The sequence below is a fragment of the Haloferax sp. ATB1 genome (genome assembly GCF_000730175.1).
The window spans coordinates 1-21,951 of record NZ_JPES01000076.1; the positions used below are offsets into that span (position 1 = coordinate 1).

19 protein-coding genes and 2 pseudogenes are annotated in these 21,951 nt (G+C 67.0%); 12 read left to right on the top strand and 9 right to left on the bottom strand.

Translation table 11 applies throughout. From position 1 onward, the window contains the following. Nucleotides 1-165: 165 nt before the first annotated feature. From ATB1_RS22045 to ATB1_RS11980, 3 genes are all read left to right on the top strand, one after another. The gene (locus tag ATB1_RS22045) at nucleotides 166-306 is read left to right on the top strand and encodes a hypothetical protein (protein ID WP_157837741.1); all 141 of its coding nucleotides are present in this window, start codon (nucleotides 166-168) and stop codon (nucleotides 304-306) included. Continuing rightward, nucleotides 303-665 (top strand): DUF5518 domain-containing protein, encoded by a 363-nt coding sequence (locus tag ATB1_RS11975; RefSeq protein WP_042663929.1) that lies wholly within the window; start codon nucleotides 303-305, stop codon nucleotides 663-665. The genes ATB1_RS22045 and ATB1_RS11975 overlap by 4 nt, the downstream gene beginning before the upstream one ends. 137 nt (nucleotides 666-802) lie before the next feature. Then, nucleotides 803-1,567, top strand: coding sequence for a hypothetical protein (locus ATB1_RS11980; RefSeq protein ID WP_042663930.1), 765 nt, complete (start codon nucleotides 803-805; stop codon nucleotides 1,565-1,567). 36 nt (nucleotides 1,568-1,603) lie between these two features. Here ATB1_RS11980 and ATB1_RS11985 read toward each other — a convergent pair whose 3' ends face one another. Beyond that, nucleotides 1,604-2,098, bottom strand: a complete 495-nt coding sequence (locus ATB1_RS11985; RefSeq protein WP_042663958.1) for a DUF367 family protein — start codon at nucleotides 2,096-2,098, stop codon at nucleotides 1,604-1,606. A gap of 117 nt (nucleotides 2,099-2,215) precedes the next feature. On the opposite strand from ATB1_RS11985, the gene ATB1_RS11990 reads away from it, so the two are divergent. Beyond that, nucleotides 2,216-2,569: a nuclear transport factor 2 family protein gene (locus tag ATB1_RS11990; protein WP_042663932.1), complete on the top strand. Its 354-nt coding sequence runs from the start codon at nucleotides 2,216-2,218 to the stop codon at nucleotides 2,567-2,569. Nucleotides 2,570-2,640: 71 nt separating this feature from the next. Here the strand turns inward: ATB1_RS11990 and serS are convergent, their stop codons facing one another. From serS to ATB1_RS12005, 3 genes are all read right to left on the bottom strand, one after another. Continuing rightward, nucleotides 2,641-4,026 (bottom strand): serine--tRNA ligase, encoded by a 1,386-nt coding sequence (serS, locus tag ATB1_RS11995; RefSeq protein WP_042663936.1) that lies wholly within the window; start codon nucleotides 4,024-4,026, stop codon nucleotides 2,641-2,643. A 107-nt stretch (nucleotides 4,027-4,133) separates the two neighbouring features. Continuing rightward, nucleotides 4,134-5,702 carry a DASS family sodium-coupled anion symporter gene (locus ATB1_RS12000; protein WP_042663938.1) on the bottom strand — a complete coding sequence of 523 codons (1,569 nt, stop codon included), beginning with the start codon at nucleotides 5,700-5,702 and terminating at the stop codon, nucleotides 4,134-4,136. Between the two features lie 140 nt (nucleotides 5,703-5,842). Beyond that, entirely contained in the window at nucleotides 5,843-6,103 is a 261-nt protein-coding gene (locus ATB1_RS12005) for a hypothetical protein (protein ID WP_042663940.1), read from the bottom strand. A gap of 85 nt (nucleotides 6,104-6,188) precedes the next feature. Between ATB1_RS12005 and ATB1_RS12010 the strand changes: the two genes are divergently transcribed. The 3 genes and pseudogenes from ATB1_RS12010 to ATB1_RS12020 all read left to right on the top strand — a co-directional run bounded on the left by ATB1_RS12010 (nucleotide 6,189) and on the right by ATB1_RS12020 (nucleotide 11,237). After that, complete coding sequence (locus ATB1_RS12010; RefSeq protein ID WP_042663942.1) at nucleotides 6,189-7,097, top strand: MBL fold metallo-hydrolase; 909 nt, start codon at nucleotides 6,189-6,191, stop codon at nucleotides 7,095-7,097. A 99-nt stretch (nucleotides 7,098-7,196) separates the two neighbouring features. Beyond that, nucleotides 7,197-9,200, top strand: a pseudogene (locus ATB1_RS12015) (AMP-dependent synthetase/ligase). A 129-nt stretch (nucleotides 9,201-9,329) separates the two neighbouring features. Then, nucleotides 9,330-11,237, top strand: a complete 1,908-nt coding sequence (locus ATB1_RS12020; RefSeq protein ID WP_042663944.1) for a cation:proton antiporter — start codon at nucleotides 9,330-9,332, stop codon at nucleotides 11,235-11,237. Between the two features lie 479 nt (nucleotides 11,238-11,716). Here ATB1_RS12020 and ATB1_RS12025 read toward each other — a convergent pair whose 3' ends face one another. The 5 genes from ATB1_RS12025 to nasA form a co-directional block, all read right to left on the bottom strand. Beyond that, nucleotides 11,717-12,850, bottom strand: coding sequence for a thiolase family protein (locus ATB1_RS12025; RefSeq protein WP_042663960.1), 1,134 nt, complete (start codon nucleotides 12,848-12,850; stop codon nucleotides 11,717-11,719). 130 nt (nucleotides 12,851-12,980) lie between these two features. Continuing rightward, a complete protein-coding gene (locus ATB1_RS12030) occupies nucleotides 12,981-13,166 on the bottom strand; it encodes a hypothetical protein (protein WP_042663946.1) in 186 nt (61 codons plus the stop codon). Between the two features lie 2 nt (nucleotides 13,167-13,168). Further along, nucleotides 13,169-14,923, bottom strand: a complete 1,755-nt coding sequence (locus ATB1_RS12035) for a nitrite/sulfite reductase (RefSeq protein WP_042663948.1) — start codon at nucleotides 14,921-14,923, stop codon at nucleotides 13,169-13,171. A 264-nt stretch (nucleotides 14,924-15,187) separates the two neighbouring features. Continuing rightward, nucleotides 15,188-15,820 (bottom strand): molybdenum cofactor guanylyltransferase, encoded by a 633-nt coding sequence (locus ATB1_RS12040; protein ID WP_042663950.1) that lies wholly within the window; start codon nucleotides 15,818-15,820, stop codon nucleotides 15,188-15,190. A 58-nt stretch (nucleotides 15,821-15,878) separates the two neighbouring features. After that, nucleotides 15,879-18,017, bottom strand: coding sequence for an assimilatory nitrate reductase NasA (nasA, locus tag ATB1_RS12045; protein ID WP_082256389.1), 2,139 nt, complete (start codon nucleotides 18,015-18,017; stop codon nucleotides 15,879-15,881). A gap of 322 nt (nucleotides 18,018-18,339) precedes the next feature. Between nasA and ATB1_RS12050 the strand changes: the two are divergent. From ATB1_RS12050 to ATB1_RS12070, 5 genes and pseudogenes are all read left to right on the top strand, one after another. After that, nucleotides 18,340-19,765 (top strand): annotated as a pseudogene (locus tag ATB1_RS12050) (ATP-binding protein). A 50-nt stretch (nucleotides 19,766-19,815) separates the two neighbouring features. Beyond that, nucleotides 19,816-20,427 (top strand): hypothetical protein, encoded by a 612-nt coding sequence (locus ATB1_RS23315; RefSeq protein WP_241768204.1) that lies wholly within the window; start codon nucleotides 19,816-19,818, stop codon nucleotides 20,425-20,427. A 50-nt stretch (nucleotides 20,428-20,477) separates the two neighbouring features. After that, entirely contained in the window at nucleotides 20,478-21,302 is an 825-nt protein-coding gene (locus ATB1_RS12060; RefSeq protein WP_042663951.1) for an MBL fold metallo-hydrolase, read from the top strand. Continuing rightward, on the top strand, nucleotides 21,299-21,511 hold the full coding sequence (locus ATB1_RS12065; protein WP_042663954.1) for a hypothetical protein: 213 nt from the start codon (nucleotides 21,299-21,301) through the stop codon (nucleotides 21,509-21,511). Before ATB1_RS12060 ends, ATB1_RS12065 begins: the two co-directional genes overlap by 4 nt. A 61-nt stretch (nucleotides 21,512-21,572) precedes the next feature. Next, on the top strand, nucleotides 21,573-21,755 hold the full coding sequence (locus ATB1_RS12070; protein WP_241768205.1) for a hypothetical protein: 183 nt from the start codon (nucleotides 21,573-21,575) through the stop codon (nucleotides 21,753-21,755). The last annotated feature ends 196 nt before the right edge of the window (nucleotides 21,756-21,951 follow it).

The following is a 21,951-nucleotide window of genomic DNA, read 5'->3' on the forward strand; positions in this document are numbered from 1 at the left end:
TGCTTCGCTCGCCCCGTGCGCGCGGCCCGCGAGAAGGCCTTGTCGATGAGTTCGTCCGACCGGGGCGTGGTCGGGAGAGACTCGAAAATCATTGCAGTCCGCTACATGGCCGAGCCGTAAAAGCGCGTCCGTTTGGGGCTCGGCGCTTCGAGCGGTGGATTCTCCGTGCAGGTCTCACGCACGGTTCGACTGGAAGCGAGGGGGTCGCGGCCGGACCGGCTCGCGGGCGCGGACGTGAGCGAGCGGCCGAGCACCTACCGACCGCCACGAAGTTCTTGCCCGCCCGCGGCCTACTTCGACCCATGACTGACTGGAAAGCGGTCGCTGTCGGGTTCGTCGTCATCGTCGTCGTCGGCACCGGCGGACTCGCGCTCCCGCTCATCGGCCAAATTGGGGCGGGTCTCCTCGGTGGCTTCGCGGCGGGCTACCTCGCGGGCGGCACGCTCGGCAACGGCGCGTGGAACGGTCTCGTCGCGGGCTCTATCTCAGGTATCGTCGTGACGCTCTTCGCGGCGCTCCTCGGGAGTCTGCTCGGACTCGCCGGCGGGCCGCTGGGCGGCCTCCTCGGCGGCGTCGGTGTCTTCGTCGCGGGCGTCGTGTTGACGCTCGTCTTCGCTATCGACAGCGCCATCGCCGGGGCGGTCGGCGCGTGGGTGAAAGGATAGTCGGGTACGCGCCGAACCCGGCGGCCACCGGGGTCGTCGGGGAGCGTTGAAACGGGTTTAGACAGGTGATAAGCCGGGTTTGGACGCGTGAACGGTCACCGGCTTCTAAAGGGGTTGACCCAATACAGTGACCCCATATGGGTGAAAAGAAGACGTACACCCGGCGAAGAGCCCTCCAATCGATTGGCGCCGTCGCCGTCGCCGGTCTCGCTGGCTGTAGCTCCTCCGGCTCCGAAGGCGAAGGCCCGACGACACAGTCGACCGATACGGAGACTCAGACCACGACTGAGGCGACGACCGACGCGCAGACGACGACGAACGAGACGACCGAACAGACACAGGAAAGCACCGAAACCGGACCCGAAGCCGCCGATTTCGTCGAGAATCCCGAGGAGATACATCCGACGCTGGTCAAGGAGACGTCGGTCCCCTCGGACGAGGTGCTTCTCGGCTTTCGACTCGAAGACTCGTCGCTCCCGTTCACGACCGAGGTGTACCGCGCGGCCGACGACGCCGAGGTCCAAGCGACGGAGACCTACGACACGCAGGACCTCTCGGAAGTCGACCTGCTTCCCGACTCCCCGCGGGCGCTCGACACCGTCGATACCGACCGCGAAGACATCCACTACGGGACGACGACCATCGGAGAGCCGCTGAAAGTGACGCTGGTCGCGCGCAACGAGACCGACACCATCGACTGGAGCGCGTGGTCCAGAACCGGCTACCCGTACGACGGCCACAACGAGGACGACCCCGCGCTCGAAGTCGACTGTTACTGCGGCGGGATGAACTACACCGCGCCGAGCGGCGGGACGTGGGCGCGGGTGATTCAGGTGACGCCGACCGAGCGCGTCGAGACGGGAACGACAATCGCGCTCAACTGGACGTCGAGCCGACTCTGAAGGGCGACCGAATCGGTTCACCGCCGCTGACTGGGGCTACTCGCGTTCGAGGTACTCCCGTTGAATCTCGACGACTTCGGTCGAGTCCGCGCACTCCGAGTACCGGCGCAGCGGTTCCTCGTTGAGTTCGAGGAACGTGTGGCCCCAGTTGAACTTCGAGAGCACGTCTTCGGCCCGCGTTTTCTCGCCGAAGATGCAGAGCGCGGCGGCTATCGCCTCGACGGTCGTCAACTGCATCGGGCGACCGAAGTTCACGGGATTGGCGGCGACGAGATACGGCAGCGCGCGGTGCTCGCCGGGCAGCGAGAACATGGCCTCGCCGGCCGACTCCCACGAGCAGTCGAGCGCGACGAGCGCGCTCGTGTCCGCGTCGGCTGGCGACAGCGCCCTGTCGGCGTGGGGGTTGAGCACGACGCCGTAGGGGGTCTCGCGGTCGGAGCCGTGGAGGACGGCCATGTCGAAGCGTTCGAGCTTCTTCGCCGTGCACTTCTTCGGGTCGTCGTCGCCCTCGTATCGAACGTGCAGGTCCACAGCCGGGGTACGCGACTGGCCGAGAAAAGCGTCCCGAACGCGGCGTCGGCGCGCGCGACGCGTCACGACGCGGCGGGTCGGCGTCGGATTCTTCCCGTCGGCCGACGAAGAAAGCGCGTGCATCCCGACGCGACGTATCTGGCCCGGCAGTACTACACGGCGCTCGACCACCACGGATACGAGATGCTTCGGAACCTCCTCGAACCGGGGTTCGTCCAGCACCGCGGCGACATGACGCTCTCGGGGCGCGAGGAGTTCGTCTCGTTCATGCGGGACGACCGGCCGCAAAAGGACACGCGACACGTCATCGAGCGCTACATCCAGTCGAAGTCCGACGACGAAATCGTCGTCCGCGGCCACCTCGAAGATCGCGACGGCGACGAGCTGTTCGTCTTCCTCGACCGGTTTCGGGCGCGCGACGGGAAGCTCTCGGAGCTGAAGACGTTCGTCAAGTCGTCGACGGCGAACTGACGGGGCGAGTCGCGAGCGGAAAGGGAGAGAACGGGAGAAGAGAGAACCGCCTCGCGGCGTACGTCGGTCGCTCAGTCCTTTTTGCCGGCACCGACCGCGGCCTCGCCGACGGGCTCGTGGCCCTCGATGACCTCGCGGCCGCCCATGTAGGGCTGGAGGGGTTCGGGCACGTCGACCGTGCCGTCCTCGTTCTGGTAGTATTCGAGCAGCGCGACCATGACGCGGCCGACGGCCGTGCCCGAGGCGTTGAGCGTGTGGAGGTACTCCGCCGACTCGTGGCGCTCGGGGCGGTACCGGAGGCCGGCGCGGCGCGCCTGGAAGTCCTCGAAGTTCGAGGCCGACGAGACTTCGAGCCAGCGGCCGCCGAGGCCGTCGGGCCCGTCCTCAGACTCCGTGCCGGGGGCCCACACTTCGAGGTCGTAGGTCTTCGCCGACGCGAAGGTGAGGTCACCCGTACAGAGCGAGAGGACGCGGTACGGCAGGCCGAGGCGGTCGAGCACTTCGGCGGCCTCGTCGACGAGGGCTTCGAGCCGGTCGTACGACTCCTCGGGCTCGACGAAGTTGACGAGTTCGACCTTGTTGAACTGGTGGACGCGGACGATGCCGCGGGTCTCGGTGCCGTGTTCGCCCGCCTCGCGCCGGAAGTTCGGCGTGTACGCCTGGTGCTTCAGCGGGAGGTCGTCCTTCAGCAGAATCTCGTCGCGGTACATGTTCGTGACCGGGACCTCCGCGGTCGGACAGAGCCACAGGTCGTCGTCCTCGTAGTTCTCGGTCTCCGCGCCGCCGATTCGGTAGGCGTCCTCCGCGAACTTCGGGAGCTGACCGGTGCCCTCCATCGAGGTGGTCTTGACCGGAATCGGCGGGAACAGGTCGACGTACTCCTGTTCGCGGTGGACGTCGAGCATGAACTGGACGAGCGCGTGTTCGAGCATCGCGCCCTCGCCTTTCAGGAAGTAGAAGCCCGAGCCGGTGGTCTTTGCCGCGCGACCCTCGTCGATGATGTCGAGTTCCTCGCCGAGGTCGTAGTGCGGCGTCACCTCGTCGGGAAGCTCGCGGCGGTCGTCGAAGCCGACGCGGCGGACCTCCTCGTTGTCGGCCTCGTCGGCCCCGACGGGGACCGACTCGTGGGGGAGGTTCGGCAGCTCCATGAGCGCCTCGTCGAGCTCCGCTTCGAGCTCGTCGGCGCGGGTTTCCAGCTCCTGTAGCTCCGTCTTGAGCTCGCCCGAGCGGTCGATGGCCTCCTGTGCTTCCTCGTCTTTACCCTCCTGTTTCAGCTGGCCGATTTTCTGGCTGACCTCGTTGCGCTCGTGGCGGAGGTCGTCGCCCTCGGCCTTCAGCGAGCGCCACTCGTCGTACACGTCGAGGACGCGGTCGATGTCCACGCCCTCCATGTTGCGGGCGGCGAGCGCGTCGCGAACTCGCTCCGGTTCGTCGCGGAGCAGTTGCCTGTCAATCATTGGGCTGTGGTTTCCGGGCGGGCGGGAAAATCGTATCGCATCGCCGAGGAACGAGAGCGGAGACCGCACGGAGAGACGCCGGCGAGCGTCGGGGACCGACGCGCCGACTACCAGAGGAACGCCGGCCAGACGAACTGGAAGAGGAACCAGATGAGGATAGTCAGCACGCCGGTCATCACGACGTTGAGGACGGTCCCCGCCCGCATCATGTGCGACTGCTTGATGTGGCCGCTCCCGAAGACGATTGCGTTCGGGGGCGTCGCCACCGGAAGCGCGAACGCGAACGAGGCGGCGATGGCCCCGCTGACCGCGAGGAACACCGCCGCGGAGACCTCGGTGAGGCCGAGCGTCGCCGCGAAGATGCTCCCGATACCGATGAGCACGGGGACGATAATCGTCGCCGTCGCGGTGTTCGAAGTCATCTCCGTGAGGAAGATGACGAGAAGCACGATAGCGCCGACGACGAGGATGATGGGCGCGCCGGTCAGGGAGCCGAAGACGGCCTCGGCGAGCCACCGCGTCGCGCCCGTGGAGGCGAACGCGTCGGCCAGCGAGATGCCGCCGCCGAAGAGGAGAATCGTCCCCCAGTCGATGTCGACCAGTTCGTCCCACTCCATCGTGTCCGCGAGGACGAGCGTCGGGATGGAGACCATCCCGACCATCACGTAGTACAGGAGGCCTTGATGCCCCTCGACGCCGAGGAGCGTCGCCCCCTCGGCGGTCCCGAACAGCGTGTTGAACACCGGGTCCGAGAGGAACAACTCGAACACGGGATCGAGGCCGCCGACGACCCACAGCCCCGCCGTGGCGGCGAAGATGTACGCGACCCGGCGGCCGCGGGTCGAGAGCGCGCCTTGGTCGGCGAGGTACACGCGCGCCTGTTCGCGGGCACCCTCAACATCGTCGACCTCGGGCGGGTAGAAGCGGAACGTGAGGAGGTACCAGACGATGGGGAGGGTGATGGCGACGATTGGAAGGCCGACGAGGAGCCACTCGACGAAGCCGATTTCGTAGCCGAGCAGCGCGTTGAGCTGGGTGGCGACGACCGCGTTCGGCGGCGTGCCGATGAGGGTGCCGACCCCGCCGACGCTCGCGGCGTAGGCGGTGCCGAGGAGCGTCGCTATCTGCATGTTCGAGAAGGAGCCCTCGGCGGCGTCGGCCTCGTAGACCTCCTCGCGGCCGAGCACCTGCGCGAGGACGCCGAGCGCGATGGGCGTCATCATCGCCGTCGTCGCGGTGTTCGAGACCCACATCGACAGGAACGCCGTGGCGAGCATGATAGCGAGGATGAGCCGCCGCGGCGACGACCCCATGACGGCCATGAGCCACAGCGCGATGCGGCGGTCGATGTTGTACTTCTGGAGCGCGTTCGCCAGCATGAAGCCGGCGATGAACAGGAAGATGAGGTGGTCGGCGAAGCCCGCCAGCGCCGGGTCGATATCGCCGTAGACGCCGTAGGCCGTGAGCAACACCGGTATCGACAGCGCCGTCACCGCGAGGGGGAGCGCGCCGGACACCCAGAGGATGCCGGCGAACACCATCGTCGCTAATGCGTACTGCCCCCGCGTCGAAAGCCCCTCCAGCGACGGCCCGAAGGCCAGCGCGAGGGACGCGACGAGGGCGAGCGTGAAGACGGCGAATCGTCCGCGAGCAGTCTTTGTAACACCGCGTATCATTGATACACGGTATCTCTAACGATAGTCTTACTTAATTATTTTCAATACGGTAGCGAATGGCGGTATATCGGTGTCGACAGCCGCGTTCCCGTCGGAATCGGCAGACGGAAGCGAGGGTCCGCGTCGCGTCCCGACGCGAGTTAAAAGTGTTCGACGAGCGTGCGGACCTGCTCGTCGTCGAGTTCCGCGGTGTAGAGCGCGAGCAGGGCGCGGCGGCGCGACCGCGAGAGGCCGCGGCTCCCGGATTCCAGCATGGAGACGTGCGCCTGCATGAGGTCGTCGACGGCGCGTTCGACGGCCCGCTGGTTGTAGCCGGCGGCGACTCTGAGCAGTCGCCACGCCATCGGAGAGATATCCGTGATATCGACATCCGGAAGCGGTTCGCCGCCCTGTTCGGACATGGAGACGGCTTTGCAGTCGCCCGTAATCAACGTGGGGGGTCGGGGCGACCGAACGCTTTTCTCCCCCGGAGACGGGCCGTCAACTATGGCTATTGGCGACGTCGAACCCGTCCCGGACAGCACGGACATCTACTACGTCGACAGCGGCATGTACGAGGTGGAGAAGTACGGCTCGGTCTACCTCATCGACGCCGAGAAACCGGCGCTCATCGACACCGGCATCGCCGCCGACAGGGAGGCGGTGTTCGGGATGCTCGACGAGGTCGGCGTCGACGACCTCGCGTACATCCTGCCGACGCACGTCCACCTCGACCACGCGGGCGGCGCGGGTTACCTCGCCGAGCGCTACCCCGACGCGACCGTCATGACCCACGAACTCGGCGCGCCGCACCTCGTGGACCCCTCGCGACTCGTCGAGGGCACGAAGGCGGCCGTCGAAGACCAGTGGCGGTTCTACGACGAACCGCTCCCAATCGACGAAGAGCGCGTCGAGGGACTCACCGACGGCGACGAAATCGACCTCGGCGACCGGACGCTCACGGTCCACCACGCGCCCGGCCACGCGCCGCATCAGGTGATGTTCCACGACGACGGCGACGACGTGCTGTTCGTCGGCGACGCGCTCGGCATCTGGGAGCCGCGGTCGCGGACGCTCCGGCAGACCTCGCCGCCCTCGCAGTTCCACCTCCAGAAGGCGCTCGACGACGTGCGAACCATCGAGGACATCGACCCCGAGACGGTCTGTTTCGGCCACTTCGGCCCGAGACCCTACGACGCCGACCTCGCGGAGGCGTACAAGCGCGTCCTCGTGGAGTGGGTCGAGGCCATCCGACAGAAGCGCGCGGAACTCGGCGACGACGAGGCCGTCATCGACCACTTCGTCGAGCACACCCAGATGGACGAGGTGTGGGGCGCGCGGAAGGCCCGCGACGAAGAGCGCCTGAACACCCGCGGCGTGCTCGGCTACCTCGACTACGTCGGCGACGACGAGTGACGCGACCGGGGTCGCAATCAACGTTTCCCCGCGGTACCGCGGGCTTTCAACAGACCGCACGTACATAGTTTTTAGATGTTGAATTATTACTAACAGAACATGGACTGGCGGGACGCGGAGGCGGCGTTCGACGACCCGGTCATCGAGCGGTCGACCCTCCCACGGATGTTCGAGGCGAGCGCGTCGCGGAACGCCTCGCGAGTCGCACAGCGATACAAAGGCGGCGTCTACCCGCGGTCGCTGGTCGCCGAGGGCGTCGTCCCGGCGGCCCCCGACGGCGACTACGCCGACCTGACCTACGAGGAGATGCGGGGCATCGTCCGTCGCCTCGCGGCCGGGTTCCGCGATCTCGGCATCGAGACCGGCGACCGCGTCGGCATCCTCTCGCACACGCGCATGGAGTGGGCGCAGACCGACTTCGCCGTCCTCGGCGCGGGCGGCGTCGTCACCACGGTCTACACCTCGTCGTCGGAGCGACAGACGCGGTACCTGCTTTCCGACCCCGGTGCGAACGCCGTCGTCGTCGAGAACCAAGAGCTACTGGAGCGCGTGCTCGCCGTCGAAGACGAGTTGGACCTGCGGTTCATCGTCGTCGTGGACGAGTACGACGGCCACGACGACCGCGAGGACGTGCTGACGCTCGGCGAGCTCTACCGCCGCGGCGAGGAGGTGTACGACGAGGCGGCCTCCGAGTCGTGGCTGGACGAACGCGACCCCGACGACCTCGCCAGCCTCATCTACACCTCGGGGACGACGGGCCGGCCGAAGGGTGTCCAACTCACCCACTGGAACTTCCGGTCGAACGTCAACGAGAGCTACCGGCGCTTCGGCCCGCGCCCGGACAAAGGCGACACGCCGGTCATCGACCCCGACTCGGTGACGCTGTCGTTCCTGCCGCTGGCGCACGTCTTCGAGCGCATGGCCGGCCACTTCATGATGTTCGCGGCGGGCGCGACCGTCGCCTACGCCGAGAGCCCCCGCACACGCTTCGCGAGGACTTCCAACTCGTCCAGCCGACGACCGGGACGAGCGTCCCGCGGGTGTACGAGAAGCTCTACGACGCGATTCGGGCGCAAGCCAGCGAGTCGCCCGCGAAAAAGCGCATCTTCGAGTGGGCGGTCGACGTCGGGCGGGCGTACCACACGACCGACGCGCCGGGCTACCTGCTCACCGCGAAACACCGCCTCGCCGACCGGCTCGTGTTCGCGCAGGTCCGCGAGGCGCTCGGCGACGACCTCGATTTCTTCATCAGCGGCGGCGGGAGCCTCTCGGCCGAGCTGTGCGCGCTCTACCACGCGATGGGCCTCCCGATTTACGAGGGCTACGGACTCACCGAGACCTCGCCGGTCATCTCGGTCAACCCCCCCCGAAGAGCCGAAAATCGGCACCATCGGCTACCCGCTTCGGACCGTCGAGACGAAACTCGACACGACCGTCGTCGGCGACCGACTCGGCGACGCGGGCGGCGAGGTCGGCGAACTGCTCGTCCGCGGCCCGAGCGTCACCGAGGGCTACTGGAACGACCCCGAGGAGACCGAGGCGGCGTTCGTCGAGGACGACGAGGGCGAACGCTGGTTCCGCACCGGCGACGTGGTCGAACGCCGGCCCGACGGCTACATCGCGTTCCGCGAGCGCGCCAAGCAGATTCTCGTCCTCTCGACGGGGAAGAACGTCGCCCCCGGCCCCATCGAGGACGCCTTCGCCTCCTCGCCGGTGGTCGAGCAGTGCATGGTCCTCGGCGACGGCCGCAAGTTCGTCTCGGCGCTCATCGTCCCGAGTTTCGACGGCCTGCGGGAGTGGGCCGCCGAGGAGGGAATCGACCTCCCGGACGATCCGGCGGCCGTCTGCCGCGACGACCGGGTGTACGAGCGCATCGAGGCCGAGGTGGACGCGGCCAACGAGAACTTCGAGTCCTACGAGCGAATCAAGCAGTTCCGGGTCGTCCCCGAGGAGTTCTCGGAGGGCAACGACCTGATGACGCCGACGATGAAGAAAAAGCGCCGGAACATCCTCGACCGCTACGCCGACGAGGTGTCGCTCATCTACGACGAGGACCGCCGGCCCGGAAAGCGGCGGAGCCGCGGGCGGGACGCGAGTCAGTGAAATCTGACAGACCAAACTTTTACGAGGATTTTCCACCCATTCGTATTCTCAACTCCGCGGAAATACCGCCCGAGATGTATGGTTTTATCTTCCGTCGCCACATGAACCGAATCCATGGAGGCGATATAGGTGGCCGCAGCAGGAGGGGCGAACCTCATCCCGCTCGTCGCCGCGATAATCGGCATCGGCGTGGTCTCGCAGGTGCTTTCGGACCGGTTTCAGGTCCCCAGCGTCGTGTTCCTCATCGCGTCGGGCATCCTGCTCGGCCCGGAAGTCCTCGGCGTCATCTCTCCCGACTCGTTCGGGAACGCACTACAGGCCATCGTCGGTCTCTCGGTCGCTATCATCGTGTTCGAGGGCGCGTTCCACCTTCGAATCGACAAGCTACGGGAAGCGCCGGCCGCGACGTTCCGACTCGTCACCGTCGGGGCGATAATCTCGTTCATCGCGACCGGCGTCGTCGTCCACTACGCGCTCGGCGCGCCGTGGCCGGTGTCGTTCCTCGTGGGCGCGCTCCTCGTCGCGACCGGGCCGACGGTCATCGCGCCGATTCTCGAAGTCGTCCCGGTCCGCGACCGGGTCGGCGCGGCGCTCGACACGGAGGGTATCGTCAACGACGTGACGGCGGCCATCGTCGCCGTCGTCATCTTCGAGGCCATCCTCGAAGGCGTCAGCAGTCCCAACGCTCTCGTGACGCTGTTCGCCGAGCGCCTCGGCGTCGGCGTCGTCGTCGGCGCAGTCGTCGCCGGGTCGCTGTACTACGCGCTCCGGTACGTCGACCTCTCGCCGGGCAACGCGCCGCAGAACGCGCGTCTGCTCGTTCTCGCCGGCGCGCTCGTGTCCTACGCGGCCGCCGACTACGTCGCCACGGAGGCCGGCATCGCCGCGGTGGCGACCGCCGGCATCCTCCTCGGCAACGCGGACGTGCCGTACGAAGAGGAGATTTCGGCGTTCAAAGGCGACATCACGCTGCTCGTGCTGTCGTTCGTCTTCATCGCACTCGCGGCGCTGTTGGACTTCCAGAACCTCCTGAACCTCGGCGTCGGCGGCCTCGCCGTCGTCGCCGCCGTCGCGCTCGTGATTCGGCCGCTTTTGGTCTTCATCTCGGCGCGCGGCGACCGCTTCACGAGAGAAGAGAAGCTCTTCATGAGCTTCGTCGGCCCGCGCGGCATCATCCCCGCGTCCGTGGCCTCGCTGTTCGCCATCGCCCTCCAAGAGGAGGCGACACGGCTCGCGGCCGAGGGGCTGACCCAACAGGCCGCCGCGCTGAACCAGAGCGCCTCGATTCTCGTCGGCACGGTGTTCCTCGTCATCCTGACGACCGTCGTCTTCGAGGCCGGCCTCGCTCGCCGAATCGCAGAATACCTCGACGTCATCCCAATGCGTGTACTCATCATCGGAGGCGGGAAAGTGGGCCGTGCGCTCGCCGAACGCCTCGCAGACCGCGGAGAGAACGTGGTCCTCATCGAAGAGGACCAAGAAGTAGTCCAGACGGCCCGGAACATGGGCTTTACCGTCCATCACGGCGACGGAGCCGACACGAGCGTCTTACGCTCCGCGGGGGCCGCGAACGCCAAGTTCGTGGTCGCCGCGACCGGCGACGACGACGTGAACCTGCTCGTCGCGCAGTTGGCGAACTCGAAGTTCGAACCCGAGAGCGTCCTCGCGCGGGCGAACAACCCCGACAACGTCGAGGCGTTCGAAGAACTCGGCGTCCGGACCATCTCGTCGACCATCGCCACGGCGCAGGCGCTCGACAACTACATCGAGCGCCCGTCGATGTCGAACTGGATGGGCGAAATCGGTCGCTCCGGCGACGTCCAAGAGGTCGAGGTCACCGCCGAGAGGCTCATCGGTCGGACCATCCGCGAGGTCGGACCCGAACTGCCCGACGGCTGTCTCATCACCCTCGTCTCGCGGAACGGCGACACGACGGTCCCCAACGCGGAGTACACGCTCCAAGAGGGCGACCGCATCACCATCATCGGCGAGCGCGAGGCCGTCCGGGACGCAGAAGAGTTAGTCAACCCCGCGTAGCGGCTCTCGCCGCCCGCTCGATTTCGAGTTTTTTCCGCGTCGTCCCCGACCGGTCAGCGCCGCGCCCAGCGGACGAACACCGCCCAGTAGCCGACGGTGAGCGCGACGAGGACGTACCAGACGGGCGCGCCGAGGTCGGGCCTCGGAACGAACCCCGCGGAGGCGAGCTCCGGCGGCCGCCAGCGCCGCGAACGCCCCCGACAGGACGGTCGTCGTGAGATTCATCACCGCGATATTCCCGACTTGTGGAGTATGAACGTGACGGAAGGCGCACGTATATTTGTGAGCGATAGCCGGGGGTCAGCGGTTCGGGGAACCACCGACACGCAGTCCGCGAATTTCGATCGCTTCCCGGGACGGATCAGGGTGAAAAAACGCGGGTGAACCGACCGACTGAACTCGATTGCCGCGCCGCTGCCACCTTTTACCCTCGCTCCGCTCGGCGAAAGTCTGGACCAAAAAACAGTCGAGCTCCCGCCCTACCTGCTGAACTCGATTGCCGCACCCTGACCGAAGCCGACGCAGAGCGACGCGAGGCCGCGGTCCACGTCGCGCTTCTGCATCTCGTGGATGAGCGTCACGGGGAGGCGCGCACCGGACGCCCCGAGGGGGTGGCCGAGCGCGATTGCGCCGCCGTTGACGTTGAGTTTGTCCGCGTCGATTCCGAGTTCGCGGCGGGAGTACTCACACTGGCTGGCGAACGCCTCGTTGATTTCGACGAGGCCGTAGTCGTCGATGTCGGTGCCGGCGCGGTCGAGGAGGCCGCGGGTGGCCGGGACCGGACCGATACCCATGACCGTCGGGTCGACGCCGGCGACGTTGTTCGTGCCGACCGAGGCGAGCACGTCGAGGCCGTGTTCGTCCGCGAACTCGCGGCTAGTGACGAGGACGGCGGCCGCGCCGTCGGTTATCTGCGAGGAGTTGCCGGCGGTGACGGAGCCATCGCCCGAGAAGGCGGGGTCGAGGCCGCCGAGAATCTCCATCGAGGTGTCGCGGCGGATGCCCTCGTCTTCGGTGACGACGCCGTCGTCCGTCTCGACCGGGACGATTTCGTCGTCGAAGCGGCCCGAGTCGGTCGCCTCGGCGGCGCGCTGGTGGCTCCGGAACGCGAACTCGTCTTGGGCCTCGCGGGAAACCTCGTGCTCGTTTGCGACTTTCTCGGCGGTCATCCCCATCTGGAGTTGGAAGATGTTGTACTGCTCGCTCAGTTCGGGGTGGAGGTGCTGGTAGGAGTCACCGTCCATCGGCACGCGGGACATGCTCTCGACCCCACCGGCGACGATACACTCGCGGTTGCCGGCGGCGATGGCGTCGGACGCGGAGATGATGGCCTGCATCGAGGAGGCGCACCAGCGGTTGATGCTCGTCGCGGGCGTCCCCTCTCCGAGGTCCGACAGGAGGGCGATGACGCGGGCGACGTTGTTGTCCTGTTCGGTGCGCTGTTGGGCGACGCCCCACATCAGGTCCTCCACGTCGTCGGGGTCGACATCGTGTTCGTCGAGGATGTGGTCGATGAGCGTGACCGAGAGGTCCTCGCTTCGAACGTCTTCGAACACGCCGCCCGCCTTGCCGAACGGCGTGCGGTACGCGGCCGCGATGACTGGCTCTGGCATGGCACAGTGTCGGGGTTCGAACACCATAAATAGTTTAGAACTCGCTATTCGTCGTGACGAGTTGTCGTTCGGGTCGAAAAACGCCGAGAAAGCGGTGAAAGTGGAGACGACGGCACCGACTCTCGGAACGTCAGGAACGAGTGGCGGAGTCGCTGTCCGGCCGACCGGGGATTCCGCCGGTACCCGCGTCGGCGACCGTTGGCTCCGCCGGGAAGAGTTCCGGCGCGACGTCCGCCGAGGCGTGCTCGAAAGGCGCGTCGTCGACGTCGGTGTCGGCGTCGTCTGCCGGGTCGTCGGATGCGATGCGGTCGGTCATGCTCAGTCGCTCGTGACCGGCTGTTCGGCCTTCGCTTCCTCTTCGGCGAACGGGTACCACGACTGCTTCGCGTCGTGCATGTACGGCGCTTCGAACTCCGTCTCCTCGGGGACGCAGTACTCGGTGACTGCCTCGGTCCCCTCGGCTTCGACCCACTCGCGGAACGTCTGTCCGGGCTCGCGGCGCTCGGCGAACGCCTCCACGAGCGAGGCGATGGCACCCGGAACCTCGTCGGCCGGGATGCGCTGTTGAATCCACTCGACGAACGACGGGTCCTCGCCGATGCCGCCGCCGACGCCGATGTCCATGGCCTCGACCATCTCGCCGTCCTTCTGGGCGCGCATGCCGAACAGGCCGATGTCGGCCGTGTTCGCCTGCCCGCAGTCGGCGGTACAGCCGGAGTAGTGAATCTTCAGTTGGCTCACGTCGTCGGGCACGTCCACGTTGTCGCGGAGCCACCGGAGCATCCGGGCGGTCCGGGCTTTCGTCTCCGTGAGCGCGAGCGAGCAGAACTCCGTGCCGGTGCAGGCGACGGTGCCGCGCTGGAACGGGTTCGGCACGGGCGTGTGCTTGCCGAGGAGCGGCTCTGCGAGCAGGTCGTCGAGCTTCTCCTCCGGCACGTCCATCAGAAGCGGGTTCTGCCGACGGGTGAGACGGACCTCGCCGGAGCCGTACTCGTCGGCGATGTCGGCCAGTTCGATGGCGTCGGACGCCGTGAGCCGACCGACCGCGACGCTGAGACCGACGTAGTAGTCGCCGTTGGCCTGCTCGTGGACGCCGATGTGGTCGTGTTTGCCGGCGGACTCCGGGCGGCCCGCGTTGTAGGTGTACTCGTCGCGGATGTTCTCGCCCGCAGACCGGAGTTCGAAGTCGACGTACTCCTCCTGGAGCAGGTCGCGAATCTTCTCCGTGCCCCACTCGTCCACGAAGAAGCGACTGCGGGCGCGGGCCCGTACGTCGCGGTTACCGTGTTCGTGGTAGAGTTCGACGAAGCCGCGGACGACCTCGTAGGCGCGCTCTTCGTCGGCGACGAAGATGTCGAGGTCGCGGGCGACGCGCGGCTTGCGGGAGCCGAGGCCGCCGCCGACGCGGACGTTGAAGCCGGTGACCGTCTCGCCGTCGATTTCCTTCTCCGCGGGTTCGAGCCCCACGTCGTTTATCGAGTCCTGCGCGCAGCCCTCGCGGCAGCCGGTGACGCTGATGTTGAACTTCCGCGGCATGTTCGACAGCGCGTCGTTGCCGCGGAGGTCCTCCTGGAAGCGGTCGAGGAGCGGCTGGGACTCGACGAGTTCGTGCTTGTCGCGGCCGGCGACCGGACAGCCGGTGATGTTCCGCATCGTGTCGCCGCCCGCGGACCGCGAGGAGACGCCCGCGGCTTCGAGCTTGTCCCAGACCTCGGGGATGTCTTCGAGTTCGAGCCAGTGGAGCTGAATCGACTGGCGCGTCGTCAGGTCGATCCACGCGTCGCCGAACTCGGGGTTCTCGACGGGGCCGGAGGCGTAGTCCCGCGCGACCTCGCCGATAGCCCGGAGCTGTCCCGGTTCGAGGACGCCGTTGGCGTTCGTCAGCCGCATCATGAAATAGGAGTCCTGGCCCGTCCGCTGCTGGAAGACCCCCCAGAACTTGAAGCGGGTGAACCACTTGTCCCGTTCCTCCTCGGGGATGGCGTCGACGCCCTTCTCGGCGAACTCCTCTATCTTCTCGCGGACCGCGTCGCCGTAGAGCTCCGACTTCCACGCTTCCTTCTTACTCGCCATTTCCGACCACCAGTGGGCAATTATCCACTATTCCTGTGCGTTTGTTTGCGAACTTGGTCATGTTTCGTGATAACACGACTCGACAGAGGTTCATAAGAGTATTCGTTGAGAATCTTTAGAAATTGACCCAATAGGGCGCATTCGTCCATTCTATAACCGAATATTCCGAATATAAGGTTGTACTTTGGGCAGATAGTCGAGTGATTATTGGATAACCTCAATTGAATATAATGGACGATAATGTGGTATGAGGCTCGAACGCGCTCACCGACGAGCGGCGAGCGCGCGCAAGTCGTCGAAGGAGTTCACGTTGTGAAACGCGTGCGTCCCGGCGTGAGCCTCCACTTCGCGGTCGTCGAGGACCGTGACGTCGAGCGCGGACATCACGGCCTGCAGGCGGTCGTCTCCGGCGCGGATGGTATCGGTGCAGGCGACCTCGCCGGCGCGGCAGTGAACGACCGCGGGGAGCGGTTGGGTCGTCTCCGAGACCCGCGGGACGATGCCAGCGCCGCCCTGCAGGCGGCCGAAGAGGTGCGAGATGAACCCGCTCGGAACCAGCGGCATATCGGTCGGGAGGACCGCCGCGTACTCGGCGCTCGTCGCCCGCAGCGCGGTTCGCAGGCCGAAGACGGGGCCCCGGTCGGGGTGTGCGTCCTCCGCGAACCGGACGTCGAAGTCCAAGAGCGCGCCGGCGAGCGAGTCCCGCTGTTCGGCGCGGCAGTTGACGACGAGTTCGTCGACGACGGGGTCGAGCGAGGCGGCGACCCGGTGAATCATGGGCTGGCCGCCGACGGTGGCCGTCGCCTTGTCGATGCCGTCGAATCTGGTCGAGCGGCCGCCGGCGAGGATGATACCCGCGCGGCCGGTGTCGAGGTGTGGGTGCGACGCGTCGGCCATTCTCAGGCGGCGGTGCGTCCGGGTTCGCGGGGCCGTCCGCCGGCGGCGACGAGCGCCATCAGTCGCTCACCTCGGCCGCGAGGAGGTCGGTGGACGCGGTCGTCTCGGGGTGTTCGAGGCGGACGGCGCACTGCTTGAAGTTCGGTTCGTTCGACTGCGGGTCGACCGCGGGGCTGGTGAGTCGGTTGGTCATGGGATGGTGGATAGAGAGCCAGACGAGGCCCGGCGGGACGGCGTCGTCGGGGTCGAGCGTCGCCGGAACCGACGCCCGGCGGGAGACGACGGTGGTTCGGCGGTCGCCCTCGGGGTCGGCGACCGCGTCGCGGTACGCGTCGATTGTGTCGGGGTGCGCGCGTGCGACCGGCTCGTCCGGCGTGTCGCTTCGCGTGCGGACGCCGGTGTTGTACCCGTCGGCCTCGCGGCCGGTCGTGAGCGTCAGCGGGTACGACTCGTCGGCGGGTTCGGGGAGCGACGACCCCGAGAGCGCGCTGAACTGCGCCTTCCCCGACGGCGTCGGGAACGACCACGTCGGGTCGTCGGACCCCTCGTCGGCGTCGTAGTAGCGGTAGCCGCCCTCGCTCGTCGGGTCCGGCGCGGGCCAGCGCACGGCGCGCTCGCCGTCGAGTCGCGTGTACGACAGCCCCGAGCAGTCGGCGTCGGTCCCCTCGGTGAGCGCGGCGAACTCGTCGAACAGGTCGCTCGGCGAGACCGACGGCCTCGGGAGCAGTCCCGGCGCGACGCGGGCGGCCACGTCGGCGATGATGTCGAGGTCCTGCCTGACGCCCGGCGGCGTCTCGGTGGCCGCGCGGACCCGCGAGACCGTCCGCTCCATGTTCATCGTGGTCCCCTCGGACTCGCCCCACGTCGCCGCGGGGAGCACCACGTCGGCGAGTTCGACCGTCTCGGACCGGAAGGCGTCCTGCACGACGAGGAACGAGTCTTCGAGGACCTCGCGGGCGGCCGTGGCGTCCGGGAACCCCGCCAGCGGGTTGGTGGCGACGGTCCAGACGACCGACGGCGACGACTCGAACATGCCGACCGGCCCCGGGCCGCTGTCGTCGGGGAGCCGGGAGACTGGCACGTCCCACGCCTCGGCGACGGTCCGGCGGTGGTCCGGGTGTTCGAACGGTCGATGGCCGGGCCACGTCCCCTTCGAGGAGACGACGCGGGTGCCCATCGAGTTCGCCTGCCCGGTGAGCGAGAAGGGACCGGACCCGGGGCCGAGGTTCCCGGAGGCGAGACAGAGGTTCACGAGCGCGCCGGCGGTCGCGGTGCCGCGGACGCTCTGGTTGACGCCCATGCCCCAGTAGACGAGCGTGGGCGCGTCGAGGAGCGACGCCAGTTTCTCGACCTCGTCGAGGGTGACGCCGGCGTCCGCCGCCGCCTCCTCGACCGGCGGGAGTTCGTCGACGACGCGGTCGAACCCCTCGGTATGTTCCTCGACGAACGCCTCGTCCACGGAGTCGGTTTCGACGAGGCGTCCGAGAATCGCCTGCGCCAGCGCGAGGTCGCCGCCGGGGTCGATGGCGACGTGGTCGTCGGCGACCGCCGCGGTCTTCGTCTCGACGGGGTCGACGACGACGAGGTCGCCGTCGTCGGCCGACTGGCGTATCCACCGGAACATCACCGGGTGGGCGACCGCCGGGTTCGCCCCCCAGACGAGGTGCGTCTCGGCCTCGGGGATGTCGTCGTAGGTCGGCGGCGGCGCGTCGCTCCCGAAGGCGCGGTAGTAGGCCGTGACCGCGCTCGCCATGCAGAGCGTCGTGTTCGCGTCGTAGTTCCGGGTGCCGATACCGCCGCGGGCGAGCTTTCCGAGGGCGTAGGCGGCCTCGTTCGTCTGTTGGCCGCTCCCGAGGACGGCGACCCCGTCGGGGTCGTCGGCCATCGCGTCGTTGATGGCGTCTCCCGCGCGCGTGAGCGCGTCGGACCACGAGGTCTGCCGGAGTTCTCCGTTCTCCCTGACGAGCGGTCGCGTGAGCCACGACCCGTCCGGGTCTGCCGACTCGCGGATGCCGCGACCGCAGGCCAGTCCGTTGTTCACGGGGTGTGAGGGGTCGCCCCGGACCGCGTCGAGACCGTACGCCGTGTCCGAGCCGAGGTGGACGTGACCGCAGCCGACCGCACAGCGCATGCAGGTCGTCGGGACTTGTTTCGCCACGCGATTCACCACCCACCGTCCGCGTCGAATGTACCGCATTCGGGCAAGTATCCCGTGCCGTTCGTGAATATCATTTCACTTTCTTGGCTCACAGTGGCGGAAGATAACCATAAAGACCTAATCGTTTAAGAAGACATATTTTTCCCGATTGTTCTGAAGAAAGAACCAATATACAATCGGATAGAAGGAATATAATCGCGTAATCAATCCGTTTCAGAATATATTTTTGAATTATTTTTCTGGAATTAATATCCGGTGGCGGTTCAGCGTCTCGTTCCTTGCCATCGAGGCAGTTCGGTCGCGCGCGGCTCCCGGCGGCGCTCCGACGCTCTTATGCGTCTCCCCGGGCAATTTCTGGGGGATGAGTGAACGGGCGCTCGAGGTTGTCGAGTTTCTGCTGACGGCCCACCTCTACACTGACGACCGAACGCTTGACGAAAACGACCTTCCCCCGCGGTATCGGCGCGTCTTCTGGGCGGACGCCGAGGACGACGGCGACGAGGACGACTCGTCGATGGGCGGCATCGAGCGACCGCTCGTCGTGACCGAGTCCGTCGCGCGGAAGGCGACCGGCGTCGAACACCCCTGGGACGCGATTTCAGACCTCATGTTCACCCAGCGTGAGGAGTTCTCCGGGCGTCTCTCGCTGACCCAACCCGAGATGGCGCTGGAGTGGTTCGTCAAGCGAGCCGACCACGACCGGCTCGTGACGAACCCGACCGTCGCCAAGTCGGTCGAGGGACGGGACGACGTGGACGTGACCCACGCGGACGCCAGAGAACAGACCCGGCCGATTCACGCCGACCGCGTGTGGATAGACAGCCTGCTCGACGAGTACTTCGACGACGAGGACGACGCGGAGATGCTCGACCTCGTGCAGGTCCGCGCGCCCGAGGAAATCGAGATGACCCTCGACGACCTCGTGCTCACGACGGACCAAGAGGGCGAGATTCACAAGCTGATGAAGGCCATCGAGCACCGCGAGTACCTCGCGGACATCGGCCTCCGCGAAATCGGGAAAATACTGTTCGTCGGCCCGCCGGGGACCGGCAAGACCACCGTCTCGCGGGCGCTCGCCCACGAGCTCGGCCTCCCGTTCGTCGAGGTGAAGCTCTCGATGATTACGAGCCAGTACCTCGGCGAGACGGCCAAGAACGTCGAGAAGACCTTCGAGGTCGCAAAGCGGCTGTCGCCGTGTATCCTCTTTATCGACGAGTTCGACTCGGTGGCGAAGACCCGCCGGTCCGACGAGCACGCGGCGCTCAAGCGCGCGGTCAACACGCTGCTCAAGAGCATCGACGACATCTCGCTGATTCGCGACGAGGTCATCCTCATCGGCGCGACCAACCACCCCGACCAGCTCGACTCGGCGGCGTGGCGGCGCTTCGACGAGATCGTCAACTTCCCCAAGCCGGACCGCGGGATGCGCGCCGACATCCTCCGGGTCATCACGAACCGGATGGACATCGACGAGTTCGACCCCTCGGCCATCGCCGACGTGACGGAGGGCCTCACCGGCTCCGACCTCCGACTCGTCCTCCGCGAGGCCGTCCTCGAAGCGCTCACCGAAGAGCGGATGGAACTCACGCAGGAGGACCTGCTTGAGGCCGTCGCCGACTTCGAGGAGCGCGACAACCTGAAGAACCTCGACATGATGTCCGACTCGTCGGAACTCGTCGCGGGGTCGGCGTTCGGACGACGGCCACGACCACAGTCACGACCACGACCACGACCACGCGGACGAACACGAAGGCGAGACACAGAAGGACGCCGGCGCGGCGCAGTAACTCCGTCTTTCTGACAAAATATTTACTAGTGGGTCGCAAACGGCGAGCCGATGCCCTCCAGCAGACGCCGATTCATTCGGACGATTGCGGCGGGCGGGGTTCTCACGGCGCTTTCCGGGTGTACGTCGGACCTCGAATCGTCCACCGAGACGCCCCTTCCCGAACCGGAGTCGAATCCTGCGCCCGCCTCTGGAGACCCGATTACAATCTCGCGCGACTACCGGGGGTCGTCGAAGTACGACTACTATCCGGATACTTCGGAGGTTCGACGACGCACCGGCTATCGCAAACACGTGAACGAGTCGGGTACGACGAAAGAGCCGGTATACGAGCGCGAACCAGCATCGTCGTGGGTGACGCGAGTCGGCGGGACCGTCGCGGGAGCCGAGGCGATGACGACGGTGCGAGAGCGACTCGGCGTGGAGTCGTTAGATAACATCAGCCGAGGGATTGGATACGACGACGGAGAGGCGAGGCGAGTGATGCTCGGCTACGAGGTGTGGCCAAATCGGAGCGGTGAAACGCGAACACCGTCCGTCGAATTCGAGGCGCTCGTCTCGGCGGTTCCGCGTACGGTTACTGCAGACTTCCAGTTCGAAGCGGCGACGCTCTCGGCGACGTTCCACCCCGTGGTCGAATTCCGGCAGATGTACCGGTCCTGACTCGCCGCGGTCGGCCACGTTTATACCTCGCCGCCCCCGTGGTTGAGTCAATGCGCGTGACCCTCCTCGGGACCGGCGACACGACCGGCACGCCCACCGTCGGGTGCGACTGCGAGACCTGCCTCGCGGCCCGCGAGCGAGGCATCGAGCGGACGCGCTTTTCGGTCCACGTGCAGAACGAGCGGACCGGCGAGTCGCTCCTCGTGGATTTCAGCCCCGACTTCCGCCATCAGTTTCTCACGCAGGACGTGCCGCTTCCCGACGAGGCCTTAGTCACCCACATCCACTTCGACCATCTCGACGGTCTCGGGAACGTCTACCGCCTCCTCGACGACCTCGCGGTCCACGCCGCCGACGAGGTCGACCCGGTCACGGGCGAGAGCGTCGCCGACGCGATTCGCTCGAAGTTCTCCTATCTCGACCGCATCTCAGTCGAAGACCAGACGCCGTTCGAGTCGTTCCGCGCCTGCGGCCTCGACGTGACGTTCGTGCCGGTCGTCCACCCGCCGCTGGTCTGTTACGGCGTCGCCATCGAGGACCCCGAGACGGGCGCGAAGCTCTCGCTTTCGGGCGATTCCACCTACGCCATCCCCGAGGAGTCCCGCGACGTGCTCCGTGACCCCGACCTGCTTCTCGCCGAGGCCATCGTCCCGGCGTCGGTCTGCGAGTACCACCCCATCGGCGGCGACGACTACGACGAAAACGGCGTCGCGCGGACCTTCGGCACGAAGCACATGACCCGCGAGGGGGCCATCGCGCTCGGCGAGGAACTGAACGCCGCCGAGACTCGCTTGGTCCACGTGGCGCACTACTACCCCGCCGACGAGGCGTTCGAGGAGCCGCTAGCGGTCGACGGCGAGGTGTACGACCTGTGAAACTGCGAACCGTCGCCGAGGACAAGGCGTTCAGGTATCTCATGGTCGCCGGCTTTGTCGCGGCCGCGGCGAACTTCGTCCTGACGTACGTCGACACGGGCCGCCTCGATTTCTTCGGGGCGGCCGTGCAGTTCGCCCTCGTCATCGTCATCGGCGTCGCGCTCGTCACCTACTGGAACTACATGGAACAGCGGGCCGACGCGGAGTGAGGGCCGGGAGCGAACCCGGCAGTCCGGTGCGGTTTTGCGACCGGAGCGCGTCGAGCCGGTTGTGACCGATATCCTCGCGGCGCTCCGATACAGCACGCCGCTGGCAGTCGTCGCCGGCGTCGTCTGGTTCCTCGTGGCCTCGTGGTCCGGCGAGCCGAACTGGGTCGAAGGCGCGGTGTTCGTCGTCGGTTTCGGCGTCGTCGCCACGCTCGGCTGGGTCTACTCCGACGAGCGAGACGACTAGCGGCCCGACGAGCGGCCGGTCGAGTCAGAAGTATCGGTCGAGTCCCGACTGTCTGCGAACCGCGCCGGCCGGGTCGGCGACCCAGTCCGTCCGCGACTCGCGGAGGCCGTCGCGGTCCAGTTCGGGCGGGGCGGCCGCCTCGAACGCCGAGCAGTCGGCACCGCACTCGGAGCCGGGGTCGACCACGCGGCGAAGT